This is a genomic window from Amycolatopsis sp. NPDC114503, from assembly GCF_055633655.1.
This window is the reverse complement of sequence record NZ_JBVKDT010000002.1, coordinates 139,093-163,765: the sequence shown is the minus strand read 5'-3', so window position 1 is coordinate 163,765 and position 24,673 is coordinate 139,093. Positions and strand designations below refer to the sequence as shown.

The following is a 24,673-nucleotide window of genomic DNA, read 5'->3' as shown; positions in this document are numbered from 1 at the left end:
GCCGGGCAGCGCGCCGTTTCCGTTCCGTCCAGTCCGCAGGCACACAATGGGGGAGAACCCGCGATGACCACTGCTGAACCCCAAGTGTACGACGTCGTGGGCGTCGGCTTCGGCCCCGCCGGCCTTTCCCTCGCGATCGCTCTCGCGGAGGATCCCGGCGACGCCGGGCCGGTTTCCATGGCCTTCTTCGAACGACAGCCCGAGTTCGGCTGGCATCGCAACATGCTGCTGCCTTCGACGAAGATGCAGATCTCCTTCCTCAAGGATCTGGTCACTTTCCGCAATCCCACGTCGCGCTTCAGCTTCGTGTCCTACCTGCATTCCTCGGACCGGCTCGTCCAGTTCGTGAACAACCAGGACTTCTTCCCCAGCAGGCAGGAGTTCCACGACTACCTGGAATGGGCCGGGGCGCATTTCGCGGAGAACGTCTCCTACGACACCGAGGTCACCGGCATCGAGCTGCCGGCGGGCGGCGGGCGGCCGCAGTACCTCGAGGTGCACGTCCGGGATCTTCGCCGCGGCGAGCGGCGGGTGGTGCGGGCGCGGAACGTGGTGATCTCGACCGGGCTGGCCCCGAAGATGCCCGACGGCGTCGAACGGGACGACCGGGTCTGGCACAGTTCGGAGTTCATCCGGAAGTTCTCCCGGCACGACCCCGCGCGCCTGCGCCGGGTAGCGGTCGCCGGCGCCGGCCAGAGCGCGGCCGAGATCACCCGGTTCCTCTACGATTCGCTGCCGCACGCCACCGTGTCCGCGATCATCCCGTCGTACGGCTACTCGGTCGCGGACGACACCCCCTTCGCGAACCAGGTCTTCGACCCGGACGCGGTGGACGACCACTTCTTCGGATCCGACAGGACGCGCGAGGCGTTCTGGAAATACCACCGCAACACCAACTACTCGGTGGTCGACGACGAGGTGATCCGGGACCTGTTCCGGCGCAAGTACGAGGACGAGGTGCGCAAGTCCAGCCGGCTGGACTTCATCCGGCTGGCGAGGATCGAGCGGATCCGGCGCAACGGCGAGGAGACCCGGATCCTGTTGCACTCCCTGCTCGGCGGGAGCGCTCGCGAACTCGACGTGGACGCGCTGGTGTGCGCCACCGGGTACGACGAGATGGAGCCGACGAGGCTGCTCGCCGCGCTCGGCGAGCACCTGCCGCGGGACGGCAGGGGCCGCTACCGGGTCGAGCGGGACTACCGGCTGGCCACCGAGCTGGAGCTGCCCGGCGGGATCTACCTGCAGGGCGGCACCGAACACACGCACGGGCTGACCTCTTCCCTGCTGTCCAACGTCGCGGTGCGCAGCGGGGAGATCGCGGAGTCCATCACGCACCGCCGGGTGCGCAGCGAACTGGCCTACGCGGTCGCATTGCCCGCGCGCTGACGAAGCAATCCGATTCCCATCGAAAGGTCGCGTCAATCATGAGCAACAACCCGTTCGACGACGAAAACGGCCGGTTCTACGTCCTGGTCAACGACGAGGAACAGCACTCCCTGTGGCCCGCGTTCGCCGAGGTGCCCGCCGGCTGGCGGGTGGTGTTCGGCGAGGACGGACGCCAGGAGTGCCTGGACTACGTCGAGCAGCACTGGACCGATCTGCGCCCGAAGAGCCTGCGGGACGCGATGGCCGCGGACGCGCGGTAACCCGGGGGACCGGGTGACGCGCCGAAGGTGACGTCGACGCGTGCCGGCCGGTTTCCGTGCAGTACGAGGGTTTCGAGGACCATCTTCCGGTTTCGGTCGGCGCGCGGCGGCAAGGCCGCGTCGGACCCTGTTCAGAGGGTTTCCCATTGATGGAGAATTCGGGCACAGCACAGAATCGGCCGACCGCCTCGGGCACGGCCGGAACCGGCCTGCCGGCGACCCTCGTCGAAGGGTTCGAAGCGAGCGTGCGGGCGTTCCCGGACAGGCCTGCGGTGACCTTCGAAGGCGTCCACCTCAGCTACCGCGAACTCAACGCACGGGCGAACCGGCTGGCCCGCCTGCTCCGCCGGCACGGCGCCGGTCCGGAGCGGTACGTCGCGCTCGTGCTGCCGCGCGGGCTCGACCTGATGGCGGCGATCCTGGCGGTGCTCAAGTCCGGCGCCGCGTACGTGCCGCTCGACGCCGCGAATCCGGCGGAGCGGATCGAGTACATTGTGGACAGTTGCCGTCCGATGCTGCTCGTCACCGCCGGCGACGCCGCGGCGGAACTGGCCGGGGACCCCGTTCCGCGGCTGCTGCTGGACGCGCCGGAGACCGCCGAAGTGCTGGCCGGGCTGCCCGCGCACGATCTCGACGACGGGCCTCGGCCGGGCAACGTCGCCTACGTCATCTACACCTCCGGGTCGACCGGGCGGCCGAAGGGCGTGATGGTCTCGCACGCCGAGGTCGTCCGGCTCTTCCCGGTGAGCGCGGAATGGTTTTCCGTCACCGAACACGACGTCTGGACGATGTTCCACTCCTACGCCTTCGACTACTCGGTCTGGGAGCAGTGGGGCGCGCTGATGTCCGGCGGCCGGCTCGTGATCGTGCCGCGGGCGGCGACGTTGTCCCCCGGGGACTTCCTCGACCTGCTGGCCGCGGAAGGGGTGACTTTCCTCAGCCTGACGCCGTCGATGCTCTACCAGCTGATGGCGACGGCGGACGAGCGGGGCGAGGAACTCGGCCTGCGGTACGTGCTGTCCGCCGGCGACAAGCTCGATTTCGGCTGGCTGTCCTCCTGGTACGCCCGCCACCCTGAGACCGCGACGGTGCTGGTGAACGGATACGGCCCGACCGAAACCGCCATCTGGTGCACCGCCACCGCCCTCGACCCCGAGCTGGCGGACGCGGCGGACGGGAGCGTGATCGGGACTGCCGTCTCCGACATGGAGGTCTTCGTCCTCGACCCGCGACTGCGCCCGGTCGCGCCGGGGGAAGTCGGCGAAATGTACTTCAGCGGGGCCGGGGTGGCCCGGGGTTACGAGTCCAGCCCCGGGCTGACCGCCGGCCGGTTCGTCGCCTGCCCTGACGACCCGGGCCGGCGGATGTACCGGACCGGCGACCTCGCGACGGTGACGCCGGACGGGGCGCTGGTGTTCTCCGGCCGGGCCGACGGGCAGGTGAAGATCCGGGGCTACCGGATCGAGCCCGGCGAGGTCGAGGCGGCGATCACCGCGCACCCCGGCGTCGACCAGGCCGTGGTGGCGGCCAGGGAGATCCCCGGCGCGGGCAGCGCGCGGCAGCTGGTCGGCTACGTCGTCCCGGTGCGGAGCAAGGAGGTGTCCTGGGGCGCCGGGCAGGGCGTCATCGCGGTCGATTCCGGCTTCGTGCTCAGCGAGCTGCGCGAGTTCGTCGCCCGGCGCCTTCCCGAGTACATGGTGCCCTCGGCTCTGGTGGTCCTCGACGCCCTGCCGATGACGGTGAACAACAAGGTGGACCGCGCCGCGTTGCCGGACCCGGTGTTCGCCAGCGCGCAGTTCCGGGCCCCGGTTTCGGACCTGGAGGTGGTGCTGTCCGAGGTGTTCGCCGAAGTGCTCGGCGCCGAGCGGATCGGCGCCGACGACGACTTCTTCTCCTTCGGCGGCGACAGCATCCAGGCGATCCAGGTGGTTTCCCGCGCCCGCGCCCGCGGCCTGGACTTCAGCACGCGCGAGCTGTTCGCCCATCCCACCGTGGCCGGTTTGGCCGGGGTCGCGGTCCGCCACGGCACGGACCCGGACCGGGCGCCGGCCGACCTCGACGGCGGCGGCGTCGGCTGGCAGCCGCTGCTGCCGGTGGCGCACTGGATCCGTGATCTCTGGCCGGCGTTCGGCCGCTTCCAGCAGGCGATGGTGCTCGTGCTGCCGGACGACGTCGATTCCGAGTCCCTGGCCGCGACGGTGGACGCGGTCCTGGACCGGCACGACATGTTGCGTGCGCGGCTGGCCGAGGACGGGCTGGTCGTCGAGCCGCCCGGCTCCGTGCGCGGAGCCGATCTCGTGCACCGGGTGCCCTGCGACGGCCGGTGGGACGAACCGGCGTGGCGCGAGCTGCTGCTGGCGGAGCTGGACGCGGCCGCGGGAAGGCTCGACGCCCGGCAAGGGATCCTGGCCCGGTTCGCCTGGTTCGACGCGGGGCCGGACCGGCCCGGCCGGCTGCTCGCGGTGCTGCACCACGCGGTGATGGACGGCGTCTCCCTGCGCATCCTGATGGAGGACCTGGCGACGGCCTGGCACCAGGTCCGCGCGCACGCGCGGCCCGAACTGGCCCCGGTGCGGACCTCGGCGAAGCGCTGGGCCCATGCGCTGGCGGAGTCCGCCGCCGACCCGGAGCGGGTGCGCGAACTGGACCACTGGCTGTCCGTTGTGGACGGACCGGATCCGCTGCTCGGGACCCGGCGGCTGGACCCGGCCGCCGACACCCTCGGCACCGTCGAGAAGGTCCGGGTCACCGTGCCGGCCGCGGCGACCGAGGCGCTGCTCGGCACGATTCCCGCGCTGTTCCGCGGCGGTGTCAACGACGGGCTGCTGGCCGCGCTCGCGCTCGCGGTGGCCCGGTGGCGCCGCGACCGGGGCGAGCCGGAGCCGTCGGTGCTGCTCCGGCTGGAAGGACACGGCCGGGAGGAACACGCGGTGCCGGGCGCCGACCTGACCCGCACGGTCGGCTGGTTCAGCAGCGTGTTCCCGGTCCGGCTCGACCTCGCCGGGATCGACCTGGACGAGGCGTTCGCCGGCGGCCCGGCGGCGGGCGCGGTGCTGAAGTCGGTCAAGGAGCGCTTGCTCGCGGTGCCGGACAAGGGGCTGGGCTACGGGATGCTCCGGTATCTCAACCCGGAGACCGCGGCCCGCCTCGCCCCGTTCCCGCTCGGCCAGGTGGGGTTCAACTACCTCGGCCGGTTCTCCGGCCCCGGCGGGACGGACTGGACGCCCGCCGACGACATGACCCGGTTCACCGAGCTGGCCGAGCTGGACGCCGGCCTGGACCCGGCGATGCCGGCGCTGGCCGAACTCGACATCAACGCCATCGTGTTCGACCGCCCGGAAGGCCAGGAGCTGACCGCGGTGTTCGGTGCGCCGGCCGGAATCCTGTCCCGCGCCGAGGTAGCCGAGCTGGCCGGGCTGTGGCGTGCCGCGCTGATCGGGCTGGCCGAGCACGCCGCCCGGCCCGGCGCGGGCGGACTGACTCCCTCGGACGTCCCGCTGGTGCCGGTGACACAGTCCGATTTGGACACCTGGGAGTCCCGGTACCCCGGGCTCGCCGAGGTGTGGCCCCTGACCCCGTTGCAGTCCGGTCTGCTGTTCCACAGCAGGCTGACCGAATCGGCGTTCGACGCCTACCAGGTGCAGTACGTGCTGCACCTGACCGGGCCGGTGGACGCCGCCCGCATGCGGGCGGCCGGGCAGCGGCTGATCGACTGCCACGCGGCGCTGCGGGCCGCCTTCGTCCCCGGCTCCGACGGCAACCTCGTGCAGCTGGTCCGCCGCGACGTCGCCCTGCCGTGGCAGGAGGTCGACCTCCGCACGGCGAGCGCCGGGGAACGCGAACAGTTCCTGCTCGGCGAACGAGCCGCTCGCTTCGACCCGGCGACCCCGCCGTTGCTGCGGATGGCGTTGCTGCGGGTGGCCGAGGACCGGTACGAGCTCCTGCTGACCACGCACCACGTGCTGTTCGACGGTTGGTCGCTCGGCCGGATCACGCACGATCTGCTCAAGCTGTACGCCGGCGACGACGCGCTGCCGGGCGCCCCGGACTACCGGGACTTCCTGGCCTGGCTGTCCGCCCGGGACGTTTCGGCTTCCGCGAAGGCATGGGCCGCGGAACTGTCCGGCTTGACGGAGCCGACGCTGCTGGCTCCTCGCGCGCCGGAAGCGGACAGCGCGGGGATCGACCACGTCGACGTCCCGGTGCCGGTCGAGGACGCCAGGGCGCTGGCCCGGCTCGCGGCCCGGCTCGGGATCACGCTCAACACCGCCGTGCAGGGCGCGTGGGCGACCCTGCTGGGCCAGCTGACCGGCCGGCAGGACGTCGTGTTCGGCACGACGGTGTCCGGGCGGCCGCCCGGACTGCCCGGGGTGAACGGCATGGTGGGCCTGTTCCTCAACACGGTGCCGGTACGGGTGGGCTGGCGGCCGGGCCAGACGTTCGAGCAGCTGCTCGCCGATCTCCAGCACCGGCAGGGCGAACTGCTGGACCATCACCACCACGGGCTGAGCGAACTGCACGAGACGACCGGGCTGAGCAAGCTGTTCGACACCTTCCTGGCGTTCGAATCGTTCCCGCTGGACCGTTCCGGGATCACCGAGACGAGCCGGTCGGCCGGGCTCACCGTGACCGGCATCCGGCCGTTCGTCACCACGCACTACGCGCTGACCGTGCTGGCCAATGCGGATTCGACCCAGCATCTGCGGCTCAGCATGCATTTCCGGCGCGGCGTCTTCGACCGGGCCGCCGCGGTGCGGATCGCCGAGCGGTTCGCCCAGGTCGTGCACCAGATGGTGGCCGGTCCGCAGCGGCCGGTCGACCTGGTCGACCTGCTGACCCCGGCCGAGCGCGCGCGGTACTCGCGCCCGGCCGCCGCGGCGCCGCGGCCGGCCACCATTCCGGCGCTGGTGGAACACCAGGTGCGGCGGGCGCCCGACACGCTCGCGGTGGTGTGCGGGGACGAGTCGCTGAGCTACGGCGAGCTGAACCGGCGGGCCAACCGGTGGGCCCGCGAGCTGATCGCGCACGGGGCCGGGCCGGACGCCGTCGTGGCCGTCGCCCTGCCCAGGACCGTCGACCTGGTGGTCGCGCTGCTGGCGGTGCTGAAGGCCGGCGCCGGATACCTGCCGCTGGATCCGGCCTATCCGATGGCGCGGCTGACGACGGTGCTCGCGCACGCGGAGCCGGTCGTGCTGCTGACCGACAAGCCGACCCGGAGCCTGGTGCCCGAGACGGACGCGCTGTTGATCGAAGAGCTGGATCCGGCCGGACCGGACGGCGATCTGGCCGGCCCGGAGCTCCGGAAGCCGTTGTCCCCCGGGCACTTGGCCTACCTGATGTACACCTCGGGGTCGACCGGCGAGCCCAAGGGGGTGGCGATGAGCCACGCCAACGTGGCGGCCGGCCTGTCCGCGCTGATCGCGCGCACCGGGGTGGAGCCCGGCGCCCGGGTGCTGGCGGGCACCTCGGTCAGCTTCGACGTCTCGGTGTTCGAGATCTTCGGCCCGCTGATCGCGGGCGGCGCCGTGGAGCTGGTGCGCGACGTGCTCGTGCTCGGCGAGCGCGAGAGCTGGTCCGGCGGAGTGCTCAGCACCGTGCCGTCGGCACTCGCCGAGCTGCTGGAGAACGCGGCGGGCAAGATCCGCGCGGAGACAGTGGTGGTGGCCGGCGAAGCGCTGCCCGCGGCGCTGGTGGCACGGGTGCGGGAAGCCATCCCCGGCGTGCGGCTGGTGAACGGCTACGGGCCGACCGAAACGTTCTACATCACCACGTTCGGCATCGGAAGCGGCGAGCGATGGTCCGAAGAGGACAATCCGCCGATCGGGGAACCGCTGACCGGCAGCGGGGTGTACGTGCTCGGCCCCGGTCTGGTTCCGGTCGCCCCCGGCGTGGTCGGCGAGATCTACCTCGCGGGCAGCAACGTCGGCCGGGGCTACCACCGGCGGCCCGGCGCCACCGCGGCACGCTATCTCGCGGACCCCTTCGGTCCCGCGGGCGCGCGGATGTTCCGCACCGGCGACCTGGGCCGGTGGACCGGTGCCGGGCTGGAGTACGCCGGCCGGCGCGACGACCAGGTGAAGGTGCGGGGCTTCCGGGTCGAACTCGGCGAGATCGAAGCGGTGCTCGGCGGGCACCCGCGGGTGGCCCGCGCCGCGGTCGTCGCGCGCGCCGGCGCGGGCTCGAAGCAGCTGGTCGGCTATGCCGTCGCGCGGGAGCCGGGCGCGGTCGGACCGGAGGAACTGCGGCAGGCCGTGCGGGACCGGTTGCCGGACTACATGGTTCCCTCGGCGGTGGTCATGCTCGACCGTCTTCCGTTGACTCCCAACGGGAAACTCGACCGGGCCGCGTTGCCCGAACCGGAGTTCCGCGGTGTCGGCTACCGCGCCCCGCGCGACCCGCGCGAGAAGGCGGTGTGCGATCTGATCGCGGGGCTGCTCGACTTGGAACGAGTCGGCATCGACGACGACTTCTTCGACCTGGGCGGGCATTCCCTGCTGGCCACCCGGCTGGTGAACCAGATCCGCTCGGCGCTCGACGTCGAGGTTTCCGTCCGCACGGTGTTCGAGCACCGGACCGCGCTGGCGATCGCGGAGCGGCTGACCACCGCGACCGTCGCCCGGAAACCGTTGCTGCGCAAGATGAACCGACCCGCCCGCTCCGCCTCGGGCACGCCGTGACGATCTCCTCGCGGGAGCCCTGGCGCACCCGCCCGGCCCCCGGTGCCACTGCCCGCTCGCGCACGATCGTTAAGGAGTAGTTCCCGTGATCCCGTTGTCGTACGCGCAGCGCCGGTTGTGGTTCATCGACCGCTTCGAAGGTCCCTCGGCGACCTACAACCTCTCGTTCACCCTGCGGCTGACCGGGAAGCTCGACGTGGCGGCCCTGACCGCGGCGGTGCGTGACGTGGTGGTGAGGCACGAAAGCCTGCGCACGCTGATCGTCGAGGACGACGCCGGGGTGCCGGGGCAGGAGGTGGTGCCGGCCGGCGAGGTCCGGATCGACCTGCCGGTGACGGCGGTGACTCCGGCGGGCGAAGCGGACGCGATCGTGGAAGCGGCGTCGCACCGGTTCGCCCTGTCCTCGGAGATCCCGGTGCGGGCCCGGTTGCTGCGGTGCGCGCCCGAGGAGCACGTGCTGGTGCTGGTCACGCACCACATCGCCACCGACGGGGAGTCGATGGCCCCGCTGTCGCGGGACCTGGCCGCCGCCTACTCCGCGCGATGCGCGGGGCGGGCGCCGGAATTCCCGGAGCTGCCCGTGCAGTACGTGGACTACACCCTGTGGCAGCAGGAACTGCTCGGCGACGAAAACGATCCGGAAAGCGTGCTGGCCACCCAGGTCGAGTACTGGCGGACCGAACTCGCCGGGGTGCCGCAGCCGCTGCGGCTGCCCGCGGACCGGCCCCGGCCGGTGAAGGAAAGCCACCGCGGTTCCCTGGTGGAGTTCGAAGTGGACGGGGCCGTCCTGGACTCTCTCGAGGAACTGGCCGGCACGCGGAAGGTGACCGTGTCGATGGCGTTGCAGGCGGCGGTGGCCGTGCTGCTGCATCAGCTCGGTGCCGGCACGGACATCACGCTGGGCTCCTCGATCGCCGGCCGCAACGACGAGGCGCTGGCGGATCTGGTGGGCTTCTTCGTGAACACCTGGGTGCTGCGGGCGGACCTGTCCGGCAATCCGTCCTTTGCGGACCTTCTGGACCGGGTGCGGGACAAGGCCGTGTCCGCCTACGTGAACCAGGACGCCCCGTTCGAGCGGGTCGTGGAGCTGCTCAACCCGGAGCGGTCCACCTCGTACCACCCGTTGTTCCAGGTGATGGTCACCCGGCAGAACCACGGCTGGATCGACCTCGAACTGCCCGGGCTTCAGGCGCGGCTGGAAGCGGTGCCGGTCCCGGTGGCGAAGTTCGATCTGGAGTTCAACTTCACCTCGGCGGAAGGGCAGCCGGGAATGAAGTGCTCCGTCGAATACGCCACGGATCTTTTCGACCACGGCACGGTCGAGCTGTTCGCCGAGCGGTTCCGCCGGGTGCTGACGCGGGTCGCGGCGGCGCCGGACACCCCGGTGGGCGCGGTGGAGGTGCTCGCTCCGGCGGAGCGCGACCGGGTGTTGTCGGCCTTCAACGACACGGCGGTGCCGGTTGCCGAGCTGTCGGTTTCCGCGTTGTTCGAACAGCGGGTCGCGGCGACGCCGGATGCGGTGGCGCTCGTGTCCGGGGACCAGGAACTGTCCTATCGGGACTTGGACGTGCGGGCGAACCGGCTGGCGCGGGAGTTGCGTGCCCGGGGCGTGGGCCTCGAATCGGTGGTGGCGGTGGCGATGAACCGGTCGCCGGAATTCGTCGTGGCCGTGCTGGCGGTGCTGAAAGCGGGTGGTGCCTATCTGCCGGTGGATCCCGGGCACGGGAGTGTCCGGGTGGCGGAGATGCTGCGGACGGCGGAGCCGGTGCTGCTGCTGACCGTGGCCGCGGTCGCGGGCGACCTGCCGGAGACGGCCTGTCCACGCGTGGTGGTGGACGATCCCGCGGTGGCCGGGTCCATCGCGGACCTTTCGGGTGCTCTTCTGTCCGATGTGGACGTTTCTGCCGGTGCGGATCGGTTGGCGTATGTGATGTTCACGTCGGGTTCGACGGGGGTGCCGAAGGGAAACGGGGCGACCCACCGCGCGGTGACCGGTCTGGCAGCGGACCGACGGTTCGCCACCGGTGCACACGAGCGGGTGCTGCTGCACTCCACCCCGGCGTTCGACGCGTCGACGTATGAGCTCTGGGTGCCGTTGCTCGGTGGTGGCCGGGTCGTGCTGGCTCCGCCGGGTCGGCTGGACGTGGACACGTTGGGTGCCTTGGTGGCGGAGCAGGGGATTACTGCTCTGTGGTTGACGGCGGGGTTGTTCGCGGTGGTTGCCGAGGAGCGGCCGGAGTGCCTCGCTGGAGTGCGGGAAGTGTGGGCTGGTGGCGATGTGGTGTCGCCGGTGGCTGTGCGGCGGGTGCTGGCGGCATGCCCTGGTATCGCGGTGGTGGACGGTTACGGGCCGACGGAGACTACGACGTTCGCCGCGTGCCACCGGATGTCGGCCGTCGGCGAGGTCGGCGAGTCGATTCCGATCGGTGCGCCGATGGACAACATGCGCGCCTACGTGCTGGGCCCCGGATTGTGCCCGGTGCCGATCGGGGCGACCGGCGAGCTGTACCTGGCCGGCGCCGGGCTGGCCCGGGGGTATCTGGGGCAGGCCGGGTTGACCTCGGAGCGGTTCGTGGCGAATCCGTTCGAGCCGGGGGAGCGGATGTACCGCACCGGCGACGTCGTGTCGTGGACACCGGGCGGCGAGCTGGTGTTCGAGGGCCGGGCGGACGCGCAGGTGAAGGTGCGCGGGTTCCGGATCGAACCCGGCGAAATCGAGGCCGTGCTCACCGCGCACCCCGGGGTGGCGCAGGCCCTGGTGACCGCACAGAAGCTCGCCGGCAGCACTCAGCTCGTCGGCTACGTCGTGCCGGTCGGCGCGGACGAAACGGGTCTCGGCAAGGCGGAGAGCGCCGGCGAGCTGGACGTCGACCTCACCGCCGGGGTGTCCGTGCGGGAGCTGCGGCAGTTCGCCGGACGGCGGCTGCCGGAGTTCATGGCGCCCTCCGCCTACGTATTGCTGGAACGGTTCCCGCTGACCCCGAACGGCAAGATCGACCGGGCCGCGTTGCCCGATCCGGAATTCGGTGTGCGGGGCGCCTACCGCGCGCCCCGCACGCCGGACGAGGAGGCGCTGGCCGCGGTCTACGCCGAGGTGCTCGGGCTGGACCGGGTCGGCGTCGACGACGACTTCTTCGCCGTGGGCGGGGACAGCATCCGTTCCATCCAGGTGGTGGCGCGCGCCCGTGCCCGGGGCGTCGAGGTGACACCCCGGCAGATCTTCGAGCACCGCACCGTGGCCGAGCTGGCGGCGGTGGCCGCGGCACAGGACGGCACCGGAGCGGTGCTTGCCGAACTCGAAGGCGGCGGGACCGGCTGGCTCCCGCTGACGCCGATCGCCCGGTACCTGACCGAACTGGGCAGGCTCGACCGGTTCTCCATGTCGGTGGTGCTCAACCTGCCCGCCGGGATCGACCGGGAGGGCCTCGTCGCCACCCTGGCCGCGGTCCTGGACCACCACGACGTGCTGCGTTCGCGGCTCGTCGCCGACGGTCTGGTGGTGTCCCCTCCGGGCACGGTGGACGTGGCCGGGTCGATCCGGCGGGTCGAGTGCGACGGCAGGTGGGACGAACCGTGGCGGGAGCTGGCCCAGGCCGAGCTGGACGCGGCCGCGGGCAGGCTGTCCCCGGCCGACGGGACGATGGCGCAGTTCGTGTGGTTCGACGCGGGCCGGACCGGCCGGCTCGGCATCGTGCTGCACCACCTGGTGGTGGACGGGGTGTCGTTGCGCATCCTGCCCGCCGACCTCGCCGCCGCGTGGGAGCGGGTGGCCGCCGGCAAACCGCCGGAGCTGCCCGCGGTGGGGACCTCGATGCGCCGCTGGGCGCACGCCCTGGTGGACGAGGCGGCCCGGCGCGCCGCCGAGCTGCCGCTCTGGAAGTCCATAGTGGACGGTCCGGATCCGGTGCTGGGCAGCCGGGAGCTGGACCCCGGGACCGACGTCATGTCCACTGTGGAGCACGTCTGGTGCACGGTGCCCGCCGAGGTCACCTCGGCGCTGCTGATCACCGTGCCCGCGGTGTTCCGCTGCGGGGTCAACGACGGGCTGCTGACCGCACTGGCGCTGGCGATGACGCAGTGGCGCCGCCGGCGCGGGGTGTCCGGGACGTCGAGCCTGATCCGGCTCGAGGGCCACGGCCGGGAACAGGACGTGGTGCCGGGCGCCGATCTCTCCCGCACGGTCGGGTGGTTCACCAGTGTGTTCCCGGTCCGGCTGGACCTCGCCGAGCTCGATCTGGCCGAGGCGTTCGCCGGTGGCGAGGCCGCCGGGCGGGCGGTGAAGGCGGTGAAGGAGCAGCTGCTGCGGCTCCCGGACAAGGGCATCGGCTACGGCCTGCTGCGGTATCTGCACGCCGACTCGGCCGAGGTGCTCGCACAACACTCGATCGGGCAGCTCACCTTCAACTACCTCGGGCACTACGCGGCGACCGATCCCCTTGACTGGGCGGAAAGCTCCGGCACGACCGAGCTGGTGCCGCGCCCCGACGGGGAGATGCCCGCGACGGCCGCGTTGGAGATCAACGCGCTGGAGCAGAACGGCACGCTCTCCGCGCGGGTCAGCTTCGCCGCCGGGGTGCTCTCGCCGGACGAGGCGGCGGAGTTCGTCGAGCTGTGGCAGTCCGCGCTGGCCGGGCTGGCCCGGCACGCCGCCTCGCCGGAGGCCGGTGGCCTGACCCCGTCGGACCTGCCGCTGGTGCGGGCGACCCAGCGCGACGTCGACCGGTGGGAGCGGGACTACCCGGGTCTGGTGGACGTGTGGCCGCTGACCCCCATGCAGTCCGGGCTGCTGTTCCACACCATGCTGGCCGACACCGCGTTCGACGCCTACCACGTGCCGCTGGACTTCCACCTGTCCGGCCGGGTCGATCCGGAACGGATGCGCGCGGCGGGCCAGGCGCTGCTGGACCGGTATCCCAACGCGCGGGTCGCGTTCGCGCACGACGAGTCCGGCGCCGAGGTCCAGGTGGTGCTCGCCGACGTCGCGCTGCCCTGGCGGCATTTCGACCTGCGCGGCCTCGACGAGCCTGCCCGCGCCGCCGAACTGCGGCGGCTGCTCGACCTCGACCGCGCGACGCACTTCGATCCGGCCTCCCCGCCGATGCTGCGGATGACGTTGATCCAGCTGGCCGACGACCGGTCCGAACTCGTGTTCACCGCCAACCACGTGTTGTTCGACGGCTGGTCGGTGTCACTGCTGATGCGGGAGCTGCTCGAGCTCTACGGCGTCCGCGGCGACGCGGCCGCGCTCCCGCGTCCCGGCGAATACCGCGACTTCATGGTCTGGCTGTCCGAACAGGACAGTGCGGCGTCGGCCTCGGCGTGGGCGGACGAACTCGCCGGGGTCTCCGAACCGACGCTGCTCGTGCCCGATCCGGTCGACGGCGCCGGGGCGGAGGGCTCCGGGATCGCGTACCTGGACCTGCCGCTGTCCGCGGCCACCGCGCGCGAGCTGGGGCAGCGGGCCGCGGAACTCGGCATCACGCTGAACACACTGGTGCAGGGCGCGTGGGGCATCCTGCTCGCCGCGCTGACCGGGCGGGACGACGTCGTATTCGGCGCGACCGTGTCCGGGCGCCCGGCCGCGGTGGCGGGCGTGGACTCGATGGTGGGCTTGTTCATCAACACTCTGCCGGTGCGGGTCGCCCACCGGCCCGGGGACTCCCTCGCCCAGGTGCTGACCCGGCTGCAGGCCCGCCAGGGCGGGCTGGTGGACCACCACCATTACGGGCTGACTGAAATCCAGCAGGATCTCGGGCTGCCCGCGCTGTTCGACACGCTGATGGTGTTCCAGTCCTACCCGATCGACCGCGCGGGACTGTCCGACGCGAACGCGACCGCGGGGGTTTCGATCACCGGGCTCAGCTCGCCCAGCGGGTCGCACTACCCGGTCACGGTCATCGCGACCGCCGAACCGCACCTGCGGGTGGCCGTGCAGTACCAGCCCCGCCAGCTGAGCGCCGAGCGGGCCGGTGCGGTCGCCCGCGGGTTCGCGCGGGTGCTGGAGCGGATCGCGGCGGACGCGGACGTGCCGATCGCCGCGGTGGACCCGCTTTCCGCCGAGGAACGCGCCTGGCTGACCAGCCGGGGTGAAGGCGCTTCGCCGGGGCGCCGGTACGTGCTGGACGGTGCGCTGCGGCCGGTGCCGGTCGGTGTGCCCGGCGAGCTGTACGTCGCGGGCGAGCCGATCGAGCACGGTTATGCCGGCCGGCACGGGCGCACCGCGGCCGAGTTCGTCGCCTGTCCGTTCGGGGCGCCCGGGGAACGGATGCACCGGACCGGGAAGCTCGTCGCCTGGACGCCGGAAGGCGAACTGGCCGACCGCGCCGCCGAACAGGACGCGCCGGTCGAGCCCGAGACCGCCGCGGTCGCCACGCGGGCGCCGCGGACCGCGCAGGAGACCGCGTTGTGCGCGCTGTTCGCCGAGGTGCTCCGGGCCGACGAGGTCGGGATCGACGACGACTTTTTCGCGCTGGGCGGGCAGTCGTTGCTGGCCACCCGGCTGGTCAACCGCATCCGCACCGAGCTGGACCTGCAGGTCTCGATCCGGGTGGTGTTCGAATCGCGCACGGTGGCGCGGCTGGCCGAGCACCTGTCGGCCGAGTCGCGGTCGCGTGCCGGGCTGCGGCGGATGACGCGGCCGGAGCGGGTGCCGTTGTCGTCGGCGCAGCGCCGGCTGTGGTTCATCGGCCGGTTCGAGGACTCGTCGGCGATCTACAACTCGCCGTTCCCGTTGCGGCTGCGGGGAACGCTGGACTCGGATGCGCTGGCCGAGGCGGTGCGGGATGTCGTGGCACGGCACGAGGTGCTGCGCACGTTGATCGTGGAGGACGACGCGGGCACGCCGTTCCAGCAGGTGCTGCCGATCGGCGCAGTCCGGCCGGACGTGCCGGTCGCCGAGGTCGCGCCGGAGGCGGTGCACGACGCCGTGCGCTCGGCCATCGCCCACGAGTTCGACTTGGCGACGGAGATTCCGTTGCGGGCACAGCTGTTCCGGTGCGGTCCCGAGGACCACGTGCTGGTGCTGCTGATCCACCACATCGCCACGGACGGCGAGTCGATGGCCCCGCTGGCGCGGGATCTGGCCGAGGCGTACGCGGCGCGGGTGGCCGGTCGCGCGCCGGACTGGGCCGAGCTGCCGGTGCAGTACGTCGATTACACCTTGTGGCAGCAGGAACTGCTCGGCGACGAGAGCGACCAGGACAGCGTCGCGGCCGCGCAGGTGGCGTACTGGCGGGACGAGCTGGCGGAGATACCGCAGCCGCTGCGGCTGCCGGCCGACCGGCGTCGCCCTCCGGTGGCCACCTACCGCGGCGACACCCTGGAGTTCGCCTACGAGAAGGAACTGCTGATCGAGATCGAGGCGTTCGCCCGTGCCCGCGGGGTGACCGTGTCGATGGCGATGCAGGCCGCGCTGACCGTGCTGCTGCACCAGCTCGGCGCGGGCACGGACATCACGCTCGGGTCGCCGATCGCGAACCGGACCGACGAGGCGCTGGCGGATCTGGTGGGCTTCTTCGTGAACACCTGGGTGCTGCGGGCGGACCTGTCCGGCAATCCGTCCTTTGCGGACCTTCTGGACCAGGTGCGCGGCAAGGCGGTCGCCGCCTACGAACACCAGGACGTTCCGTTCGAGCGGCTGGTGGAGATCTTGAACCCGGAGCGGTCCACCGCGTACCACCCGTTGTTCCAGGTGATGTTCGCCTGGCAGAACGTCACCCGGACGGACTTCGAGCTGTCCGGACTGCGGGTGAGCGAGGAGGAGGTGTTCCTCGGCACCTCGAAGTTCGACCTCTTCTTCAACATGGCCGACATTTCCGGCGAGGAGATCATCGGCCGGCTCGAGTACGCGACGGACCTGTTCGACCGGTCGACGGCGGAACAGCTCGTGGAACGGTTCCGCCGGGTGTTGTGGCGGGTGGTGACCGAGCCGGAGCGGTCGATCGGCTCCGCCGACGTACTGGCGGCGGAGGAACGGGTCCGGGTGTTGTCGGCCTTCAACGACACCGCGGCGCCGGTTGCCGAGCTGTCGGTTTCCGCGTTGTTCGAACAGCGGGTCGCGGCGACGCCGGATGCGGTGGCGCTCGTGTCCGGGGACCAGGAACTGTCCTATCGGGACTTGGACGTGCGGGCGAACCGGCTGGCGCGGGAGTTGCGTGCCCGGGGCGTGGGGCTGGAGTCGGTGGTGGCGGTGGCGGTCCCGCGCTCGGTCGACTTCGTGGTGGCCGTGCTGGCGGTGCTGAAGGCGGGCGGTGCCTATCTGCCGGTGGATCCCGGGCACGGCAAAGCCCGGGTGGCGGAGATGCTGCGGACGGCGGAACCGGTACTGCTGCTGACCACCGTCGAGACGGCGGGCAGCCTGCCGGAGACCGACGGTCCGCGTCTGGTGCTGGACGATCCTGCGGTGGCCGGGTCCATCGCGGGCCTTTCGGGTGCTCCTCTGTCCGATGTGGACGTTGCGGCCGATGTGGATCGGTTGGCGTATGTGATGTTCACGTCGGGTTCGACGGGGGTGCCGAAGGGAAACGGGGCGACCCACCGCGCGGTGGTCGGACTGGCTTCCGACCGGCGTTATCGCACCGGTGCGCACGAGCGGATGTTGCTGCATTCGACGGTGGCGTTCGACGCGTCGACCTACGAACTGTGGGTGCCGTTGCTCGGTGGCGGCCGGGTGGTCGTGGCTCCGCCGGGACGCCTGGATGTCGATGTGCTGGGCGCCTTGGTGGCGGAGCAGGGGATTACTGCGCTGTGGTTGACGGCGGGGTTGTTCGCGGTGGTCGCGGAGGAGCGGCCGGAGTGTCTTGCCGGGGTGCGTGAGGTGTGGGCTGGTGGCGATGTGGTGTCGCCGGTGGCTGTGCGGCGGGTGCTGGCGGCATGCCCCGGCATCGCCGTGGTGGACGGTTATGGGCCGACGGAGACTACGACGTTCGCCGCGTGCCACCGGATTTCCAGTGTGCAGGAGGTCGGCGAGTCGATTCCGATCGGTGCGCCGATGGACAACATGCGCGCTTACGTGCTGGGCCCGGGGCTGTGCCCGGTACCCGTCGGCGCCGCGGGCGAGCTGTATCTGGCGGGCTCGGGTCTGGTCCGCGGTTACGTGAGCCGGCCGGGGTTGACCGCGGAGCGGTTCGTGGCGAATCCGTTCGAGCCGGGGGAGCGGATGTACCGCACCGGCGACGTGGTTTCGTGGACCCCTGGCGGCGAGCTGGTGTTCGAGGGCCGGGCGGACGCGCAGGTGAAGGTGCGCGGGTTCCGGGTCGAGCCAGGCGAGGTCGAGGCCGTGCTGCGCGCGCACCCGGGGGTCGCGCAAGCCGTGGTGGTGCCGCGGGAGGACCAGCCCGGCGCCCGGCGGCTGGTCGGCTACGTGGTGCCGAGCGTGGCCGGTTCCGAGGTCGGCTCGCACGAGCAGGTCGACGAGTGGAAACAGATCTACGAGCAGATGTACGCCGACCCGGACACCCCGTGGGGGGAGGACTTCACCGGGTGGCACTCCAGCTACACCGACGACCCGATCCCGCTGCCGGAAATGCGGGAATGGCGGGACGCGGTGGTGGCGCGCATCCTGCGCTGGGCCCCGCGGCGGGTGCTGGAACTCGGCGTCGGCTCCGGTCTGCTGATGGCGAAGATCGTGTCCGAAGCGGACGAATACTGGGGCACCGACCTCTCCACCGCGGTGATCGGCCGGCTGACCGACCAGGCGGAACGGGCCGGGTACGCCGACCGGGTGCGCCTGCGCTGCCAGACCGCCGACGACGTGTCCGGCCTGCCCGCCGGCTACTTCGACACGGTGGTGCTGAACTCGGTGGTGCAGTACTTCCCGGACGACCGGTACCTGGACCGGGTGCTGGCGCAGGCGATGGACCTGCTCGCGCCGGGCGGCCGGATCCTGGTCGGGGACGTGCGCAACGGCGGCACGCTCCGGGTGCTGAAGGCGGCCGTGCGGCACGCGCAGCAGCCGGGCGCGGCGCCCTGGGCGGCGCGGGCTTTGGTGGAACAGGCCGTGCTGATGGAGAAGGAACTCGTCCTCGATCCGGAGTGGTTCCACCGGTGGGCCGCCGAGCACGGTGCCGCCGGGGCGGACGTGCGGCTCAAGCCCGGCCGGGCGCACAACGAGCTGACCCGGCACCGCTACGAAGTCGTGCTGCACAAGGAGCCGGTGGCCGCCGTTTCGCTCGCCGGCCTGCCGGTGCTGGCCTGGGACGGCGAGCTGAGCGCGGTCGAGCGGTTCTGCCGTGCCCGGCCGGAGACCCCGGTCCGGATCACCGGCATCCCCAACGCCCGGCTCGCCGGCGAGGCGCGGACCGCGCGGGCGATGGCCGTGCTCGACCAGCCGGCGGCCGGCGGCCCGGCGCTCGACCCGCACGAACTCGAGGAATGGGCCGCCGAACGCGGCTGGGGCGCGGTGCTGACCTGGTCGGCGACGTCGGCGGACTGCTTCGAAGCCGTGCTGTTCCCGGACGGCCCCCTCGGCGGCCGGGCGGTGGCGGACGGGTTCCGGCCCACCGGACGTCCCGGCCGGACTCTGGCCAGCAACCCGAGCGGCGTCCGCGAGGTCGGCACCCTAATGACCGCGCTGCGCGAGTACCTGCACCAGCGGCTGCCGGACTACCTGGTGCCCGCCGCGCTGCTGGCCGTTCCCCGGATTCCGCTGACCCCCAACGGGAAACTGGACCGGCGGGCGCTGCCGGCTCCGGAGTTCACCGGCGGGGGGTACCGGGCGCCGCACTCGGCCGGGGAACAGATCCTGGCCGAGGTCTACGCCGAGGTGCTGGGACTGGACCGGGTCGGCGTCGACGACGACTTCTTCGCGGTCGGCGGCGACAGCATCCGGTCGATCCAGGTGGCGTCCCGGGCCCGGGCGCGCGGGATCGAGGTGAGCCCGCGGCAGATCTTCGAATGCCGGACGGTGGCCGAACTGGCCGAGGCCGCGGCGTCGGGCGGGCAGGACGAACCGGTGCTGGCCGAGCTGGCCGGCGGCGGGGTGGGCCGGCTGCCGCTTCCGCCGATCGGGCACTTCCTGACGGAGCTGGCCGGCCGCGTCGTCGACCGGTTCCCGATGTCGACGGTGGTGGACCTGCCCGGCGGCATCGACCGCGCCGGGCTGACCGCGACGCTGGCCGCCGTGCTGGACCGGCACGACCTGCTGCGTTCCCGGCTGGTGTCCGACGAGGGCTGGGGCCTGGTGGTGGAGCCGCCGGGCTCGGTCGACCCGGCGGGCCTGGTGCGCCGGGTGGAGTGCACCGGCCGGTGGGACGGGCCATGGCGGAAGCTCGCCGAAACGGAGCTGACGGCGGCGGTGGGCAGGCTGGCCCCGGCGTCCGGGACGATGGCGCAGTTCGTGTGGTTCGACCCCGGCACGGCCGGCGCGGGCCGGCTGCTGATCGTTCTGCACCACCTGGTGGTGGACGGCGTGTCGTGGCGGATCCTGGTGCCGGACCTCGCCGCGGCGTGGGCGCGGGTGCGCGCCGGGGAGGCCCCGGAGCTGCCCGCGGTCGGGACGTCCGCGCGACGGTGGGCCCACGCGCTGGAGGCGGAGGCGGCCGATCCGGCGCGGGTGGCGGAGCTCGAGCTGTGGCGTTCGGTGGTCGACGGGCCGGACCCGGTGCTCGGCTCGCGGCCGCTGGATCCCGCGGCGGACCTCGTGTCCACTGTGGAGGAACACTGGGTGCGGCTGCCGGCCGGGGTGACCGAGTCGGTGCTGACCGCGCTGCCCGCGGCGTTCCGCGGCGGGGTCAACGACGGCCTGCTCGCGGCGCTGGCGATGGCCGTGGTGCGCTGGCGCCGGGCGCGCGGCCTGGACGAGCCGTCGGTGCTGCTGCGGCTGGAAGGGCACGGCCGGCAGGAAGAGATCGTGCCGGGCGCGGACCTTTCCCGCACGGTGGGCTGGTTCACCAGCACGTTCCCGGTCCGGCTCGACCTCGCCGGCGTTGATCTGGCCGAGGCGTTCGCCGGGGGCGAGGCCGCCGGGCGGGCGGTGAAGGCGGTCAAGGAACAGCTGCTGCGAATCCCGGACAAGGGCATCGGCTACGGCCTGCTGCGGTACCTGAACCCGGAGACCGCCGACGCGCTGCGGCCCTGCTCGACGGGGCAGATCGGCTTCAACTACCTCGGCCGGTTCTCCGCGACGGACATGCCGGAAAATCTGCGCGGGCTCGGCTGGACCGAGGCCGCCGACGCTGCCGAGCTGGTGGCCGCGCCGGACCCGGACATGCCCCCGTTGTCGGTGCTGGACGTGAACGCCTTCGTCGGCGACACCCCGCAAGGCCCGCAGCTGAACGCCCGGTTCGCCTTCGCGGCCGGAGTGCTGTCCCCGGCCGAGACGGCCGAACTGGCGGAGCTGTGGCGGACCGCGGTGGAAGCGCTGGCGTCCCACGTCGAGCAGCCGGGAGCCGGTGGGCTGACCCCGTCGGACGTGCCGCTGGTGTCGGCAAGCCAGGCCGAGCTGGAGAACTGGGAACGCCGCTACCCGGGCTTGACGGACGTGTGGCCGTTGACGCCGCTGCAGTCCGGGTTGCTGTTCCACGCGATGATGGGCGACGCCGCCGTCGACGCCTACCACGTCCAGGTCGTGTTCCAGCTGGCCGGACGGGTGGACGCGGAACGGATGCGGGCGGCCGGGCAGGCGCTGCTCGACCGGTACGCCAACCTGCGCACCGCGTTCGCCGCCGACGCCGGCGGCGATCCGGTGCAGCTGGTGCTCGACCGGGTTTCCCTGCCGTGGCAGTACCTCGACCTCAGCGGCCTCGACGGTCCGGACGCCCGCGCCGCCGGGCTCGACCGGTTCCTGGCCGAGGACCGGAACGCCGGTTTCGATCCGGCCGTCGCGCCGTTGCTGCGGATGGTCCTGGTCGCGCTGGGGCAGGAACGGTTCGAGCTGGTCCTCACCGTGCACCACGTGCTGCTCGACGGCTGGTCGATGCCGTTGCTGATGCAGGACCTGCTGCGGCTCTACGGTTCCGCCGGGGATCCGGCGGCACTGCCGAAGGTGCGCGGCTACCGGGAGTTCCTGGCCTGGCGGGCCGGACAGGACACCGGCGCGGCCGCCGCAGCCTGGGCCGCGGAGCTCGACGGGGTCGCCGAGGCCACCCTGCTCGCGCCCGCCGCCGGGTCCGAAGTGGACACCGGGGACATCGGACGGGTCGCGGTCGCGGTGCCGGGTTCGCTCTCGCGGGCGCTTTCCCGGCGGGCCGCCGAACTGGGCATCACCCCGAACACTCTCGTGCAGGGCGTCTGGTCGGTGTTGCTCGCGCAGCTGGTGGGCCGGGACGACGTGGTGTTCGGCGCGACCGTGTCCGGCCGCCCGCCCGAGGTGTCGGGCGTGGACTCGATGGTGGGGCTGTTCATCAACACGCTGCCGGTGCGGGTGCGCTGCCGGCCGGGGGACACGCTCGCCGAACTGCTCGCCGGGCTGCAGGAACGGCAGGGCGCGCTGCTGGACCACCACCACTACGGGCTGACCGAGATCCAGCGGGACACCGGGCTGGGCGCGTTGTTCGACACGCTCGTCGTGTTCGAGTCCTATCCGGTCGACCGCGCCGGGATCGCCGAGGCGAACACCTCGGGCGGCGTCTCGATCACCGGCATGCGCTCGGATTTCGGCACGCACTACCCGCTGGTCGTGATGGCCGTCGCCGATCCGGAACTGGTGGTGGACCTGCAGTACCGGACCGACCTGTTCGGCCGCGACCTCGTCGAGGGCATCGGCGCCCGGTTCGAGCGGGTGCTGCGGCACTTCGCCGAGGACCCCCGGCTCCGGATCGGTCAGGTGGACCTGCTGGCGCCGGCCGAGCGGGACCGGGTGCTGAGCGCGTTCAACGACACCGCGGCGCCTCCGCCCGGGGACACCGTGAGCGAGCTGTTCGAGCGGCAGGCCTCGGCCACGCCGGACGCGGTCGCGGTGGCTTCGGCCGAGGAGCCGGTGACGTATCGGGAGCTGGCCGCGCGGGCGGACCGGCTGGCGAGCGTGCTGGCCGGGCACGGGGTACGGCCGGAATCGCTCGTAGCGGTGGCCTTGCCGCGCTCGCCGGAGCTGGTCGTCGCACTGCTGGCGGTGGTGAAGGCAGGCAGTGCCTACCTGGCCCTGGATCCGGCTGATCCGGCGGACTTCCGGGACGCCCGGCCGGATCTCGTACTGACCGCTTCGGAAGCCGGGACCGGGCTCCCGACGGACGGCTGCCCCCGGGTCCTGCTGGACGACCTCGACGTGGTGGCGGCACGTGCGGCCGCGCCGGACGTGCGCGGGACCGCCGGGCCGGACCAGCTGGCGCTCGTGCGGTACGCGGACGCGCCAGTCGCGATGACCCACCGGAACGTCATAGAGACCGCGCGCTCCGCCGCGCACGAACGGGTACTGCTGCACTCGGCGCCCGGAGCCGCCGCTTCGGTCCGCGAGCTGTGGGCGCCGCTGCTGCGCGGCGGCCGGATCGTTCTCGCACCGCAAGGGAAACTGACCGCCGACACCGTGTCCGGATCGGACCTGACGTCGGTTTTCCTGACCAGCGAAGGATTCCACCGCCTTGCCGAGGAGAACGCCGGATGCTTCGCCGGGCTGCGCGAGGTGTGGATCAGCGGCGAACGCGTCTCGCCGGCGGCTGTGCGACGCGTCTCGGCCAGGTGCCCGGACGTCGTGCTGCACACCGGGTACGGGCCGGAGTTCACGACCCGGCAGACGCTGCCGTCCGCAGACCCGGCGAGCGAAGGCGTTCCGATCGGCCGTCCTGTGGCCAACACCCGGGTCTACCTGCTGGACGCCGCGTTGCGGCCGGTGCCGGCGGGGATGACCGGCGAGCTGTACGTCGCGGGCGCAACGCTTCCGCGGGGCATTCCGCACCAGGCGGGGCGGACCGCGCGGCGATGGGTGGCGTGCCCGTTCGGACCGGCCGGAGAACGGATGTACCGGACCGGGGACCGGGCGGCCTGGACGCCGGACGGCGACCTGCTGTTCCGCGGGCACGCGGACGATCCGGTCCGGATCCGCGGATACCGGATCGAACCCGGCACGGTGGAGGCGGCCCTGACGGCGCATCCGGCCGTGGCACAGGCGGTGGTCGTCGCCCGCGGCACCGGTGAGGACCGGCAGCTGGCGGGGTACCTCGTCGCCGCCGACGGGCACGATCTCGACGTCGAAACGGTGCGCGAGTTCGCCGCCGGCCGGCTGCCGGAGTTCCTGGTGCCCGCCGCGCTGGCGGTACTGGACCGAGTGCCGCTGACCGCGGACGGGATGCTGGACTCCGACGCGCTGCCGGAGATTTCCGCGGACGGGCCGCGCGAGCCTCTGACGGTGAAGGAAGCGCTCCTGGCCGGGTTGTTCGGCGACGTGCTCGGGGCCGGGCGGATCGGTGTCGAGGACAACTTCTTCGCACTGGGCGGGAATTCGCTGCTGGCGACCCGGTTGATCGGCCGGATCCGCAAGGTGCTGGGCAAACGGCTGTCGATCCGGACGGTGTTCCAGTACCCGACCGTCGCGGAGCTGGCCAAGCGGCTGGACGACGACACCGCCCGTGCGGAGGATCCGTTCGCGCCGGTGCTGCCGATCAAGACCGAGGGGCGGGAAGCGCCGCTGTGGTGGATCCACCCGGGCGGCGGCCTGTGCTGGCTCTACCTGGGTTTCGCCGGGCATCTGCCGGCGGACCGGCCGATGTACGGGATCCAGGCCCGCGGCGTCGACGGGAAGACGCCGCGGCCGGATTCCGTCGAGGACATGGTGGACGGTTACGTCGGGGAACTGCTCAAGGTGCAGCCGGAGGGCCCGTTCCATCTCCTCGGGCTGTCCATCGGCGGCACCCTCGCGCAGGCGATGGCCGGGGAACTCGAGCGGCGCGGGCACGAGGTGGCGTTGCTGGTCATGCTGGATTCGGTGCCCAGCAGCTACTTCCGCGACCGGGAGGGCTCCGGGGCGACGCTCGAACAGGCGCGGGACTTCTTCCGGGAGAACATCTCCCACTTCGCAGGCGAGGAGAAAGAGTCCCTTGTGGAGAGCGCGGCCGCGCTGACCATCCACCAGCGGCGGCTGATGCAGCACTACGAGTCCCCGGCCTGCGACGGCGGCGAGGTCGTCCTCTTCACCGCGACCGCGAACCCGGACGGGTCCTACCGGGATCTCTGGCAGCCCTACGTCCGGAACCCGGTGCGGGAGTTCGGGATCGACTGCACCCACGACCAGCTGCACCTGCCGGAGAACGCGGCCAGGATCGGCCGGATCATCACCGACGTCCTCGGCGAAGGCTGATCGGCGGTGCGGTCGTTGCCCGGCCCGAAGGGGCGCGCGCCCCGCGCGTCGCGTTCGGCGTGGGCAGCGATGCCCGCCGCCGCGAAGGGAGTGGTGCCGTGAGCGCCGACGAGGCAGTGGCACCG

General features: G+C 72.4%; 4 protein-coding genes. All 4 read left to right on the top strand.

All coding sequences use genetic code 11. From position 1 onward, the window contains the following. The first annotated feature begins 63 nt into the window (after positions 1 to 63). The 4 genes from ACZ7OI_RS08655 to ACZ7OI_RS08640 all read left to right on the top strand — a co-directional run bounded on the left by ACZ7OI_RS08655 (position 64) and on the right by ACZ7OI_RS08640 (position 24,548). Positions 64 to 1,386, top strand: a complete 1,323-nt coding sequence (locus tag ACZ7OI_RS08655) for a lysine N(6)-hydroxylase/L-ornithine N(5)-oxygenase family protein (protein ID WP_470263557.1) — start codon at positions 64 to 66, stop codon at positions 1,384 to 1,386. A 38-nt stretch (positions 1,387 to 1,424) separates the two neighbouring features. Then, positions 1,425 to 1,646 (top strand): MbtH family protein, encoded by a 222-nt coding sequence (locus ACZ7OI_RS08650; protein WP_470263556.1) that lies wholly within the window; start codon positions 1,425 to 1,427, stop codon positions 1,644 to 1,646. A 149-nt stretch (positions 1,647 to 1,795) separates the two neighbouring features. Beyond that, positions 1,796 to 8,323: an amino acid adenylation domain-containing protein gene (locus ACZ7OI_RS08645; protein ID WP_470263555.1), complete on the top strand. Its 6,528-nt coding sequence runs from the start codon at positions 1,796 to 1,798 to the stop codon at positions 8,321 to 8,323. Positions 8,324 to 8,408: 85 nt separating this feature from the next. Further along, complete coding sequence (locus tag ACZ7OI_RS08640; RefSeq protein ID WP_470263554.1) at positions 8,409 to 24,548, top strand: amino acid adenylation domain-containing protein; 16,140 nt, start codon at positions 8,409 to 8,411, stop codon at positions 24,546 to 24,548. The last annotated feature ends 125 nt before the right edge of the window (positions 24,549 to 24,673 follow it).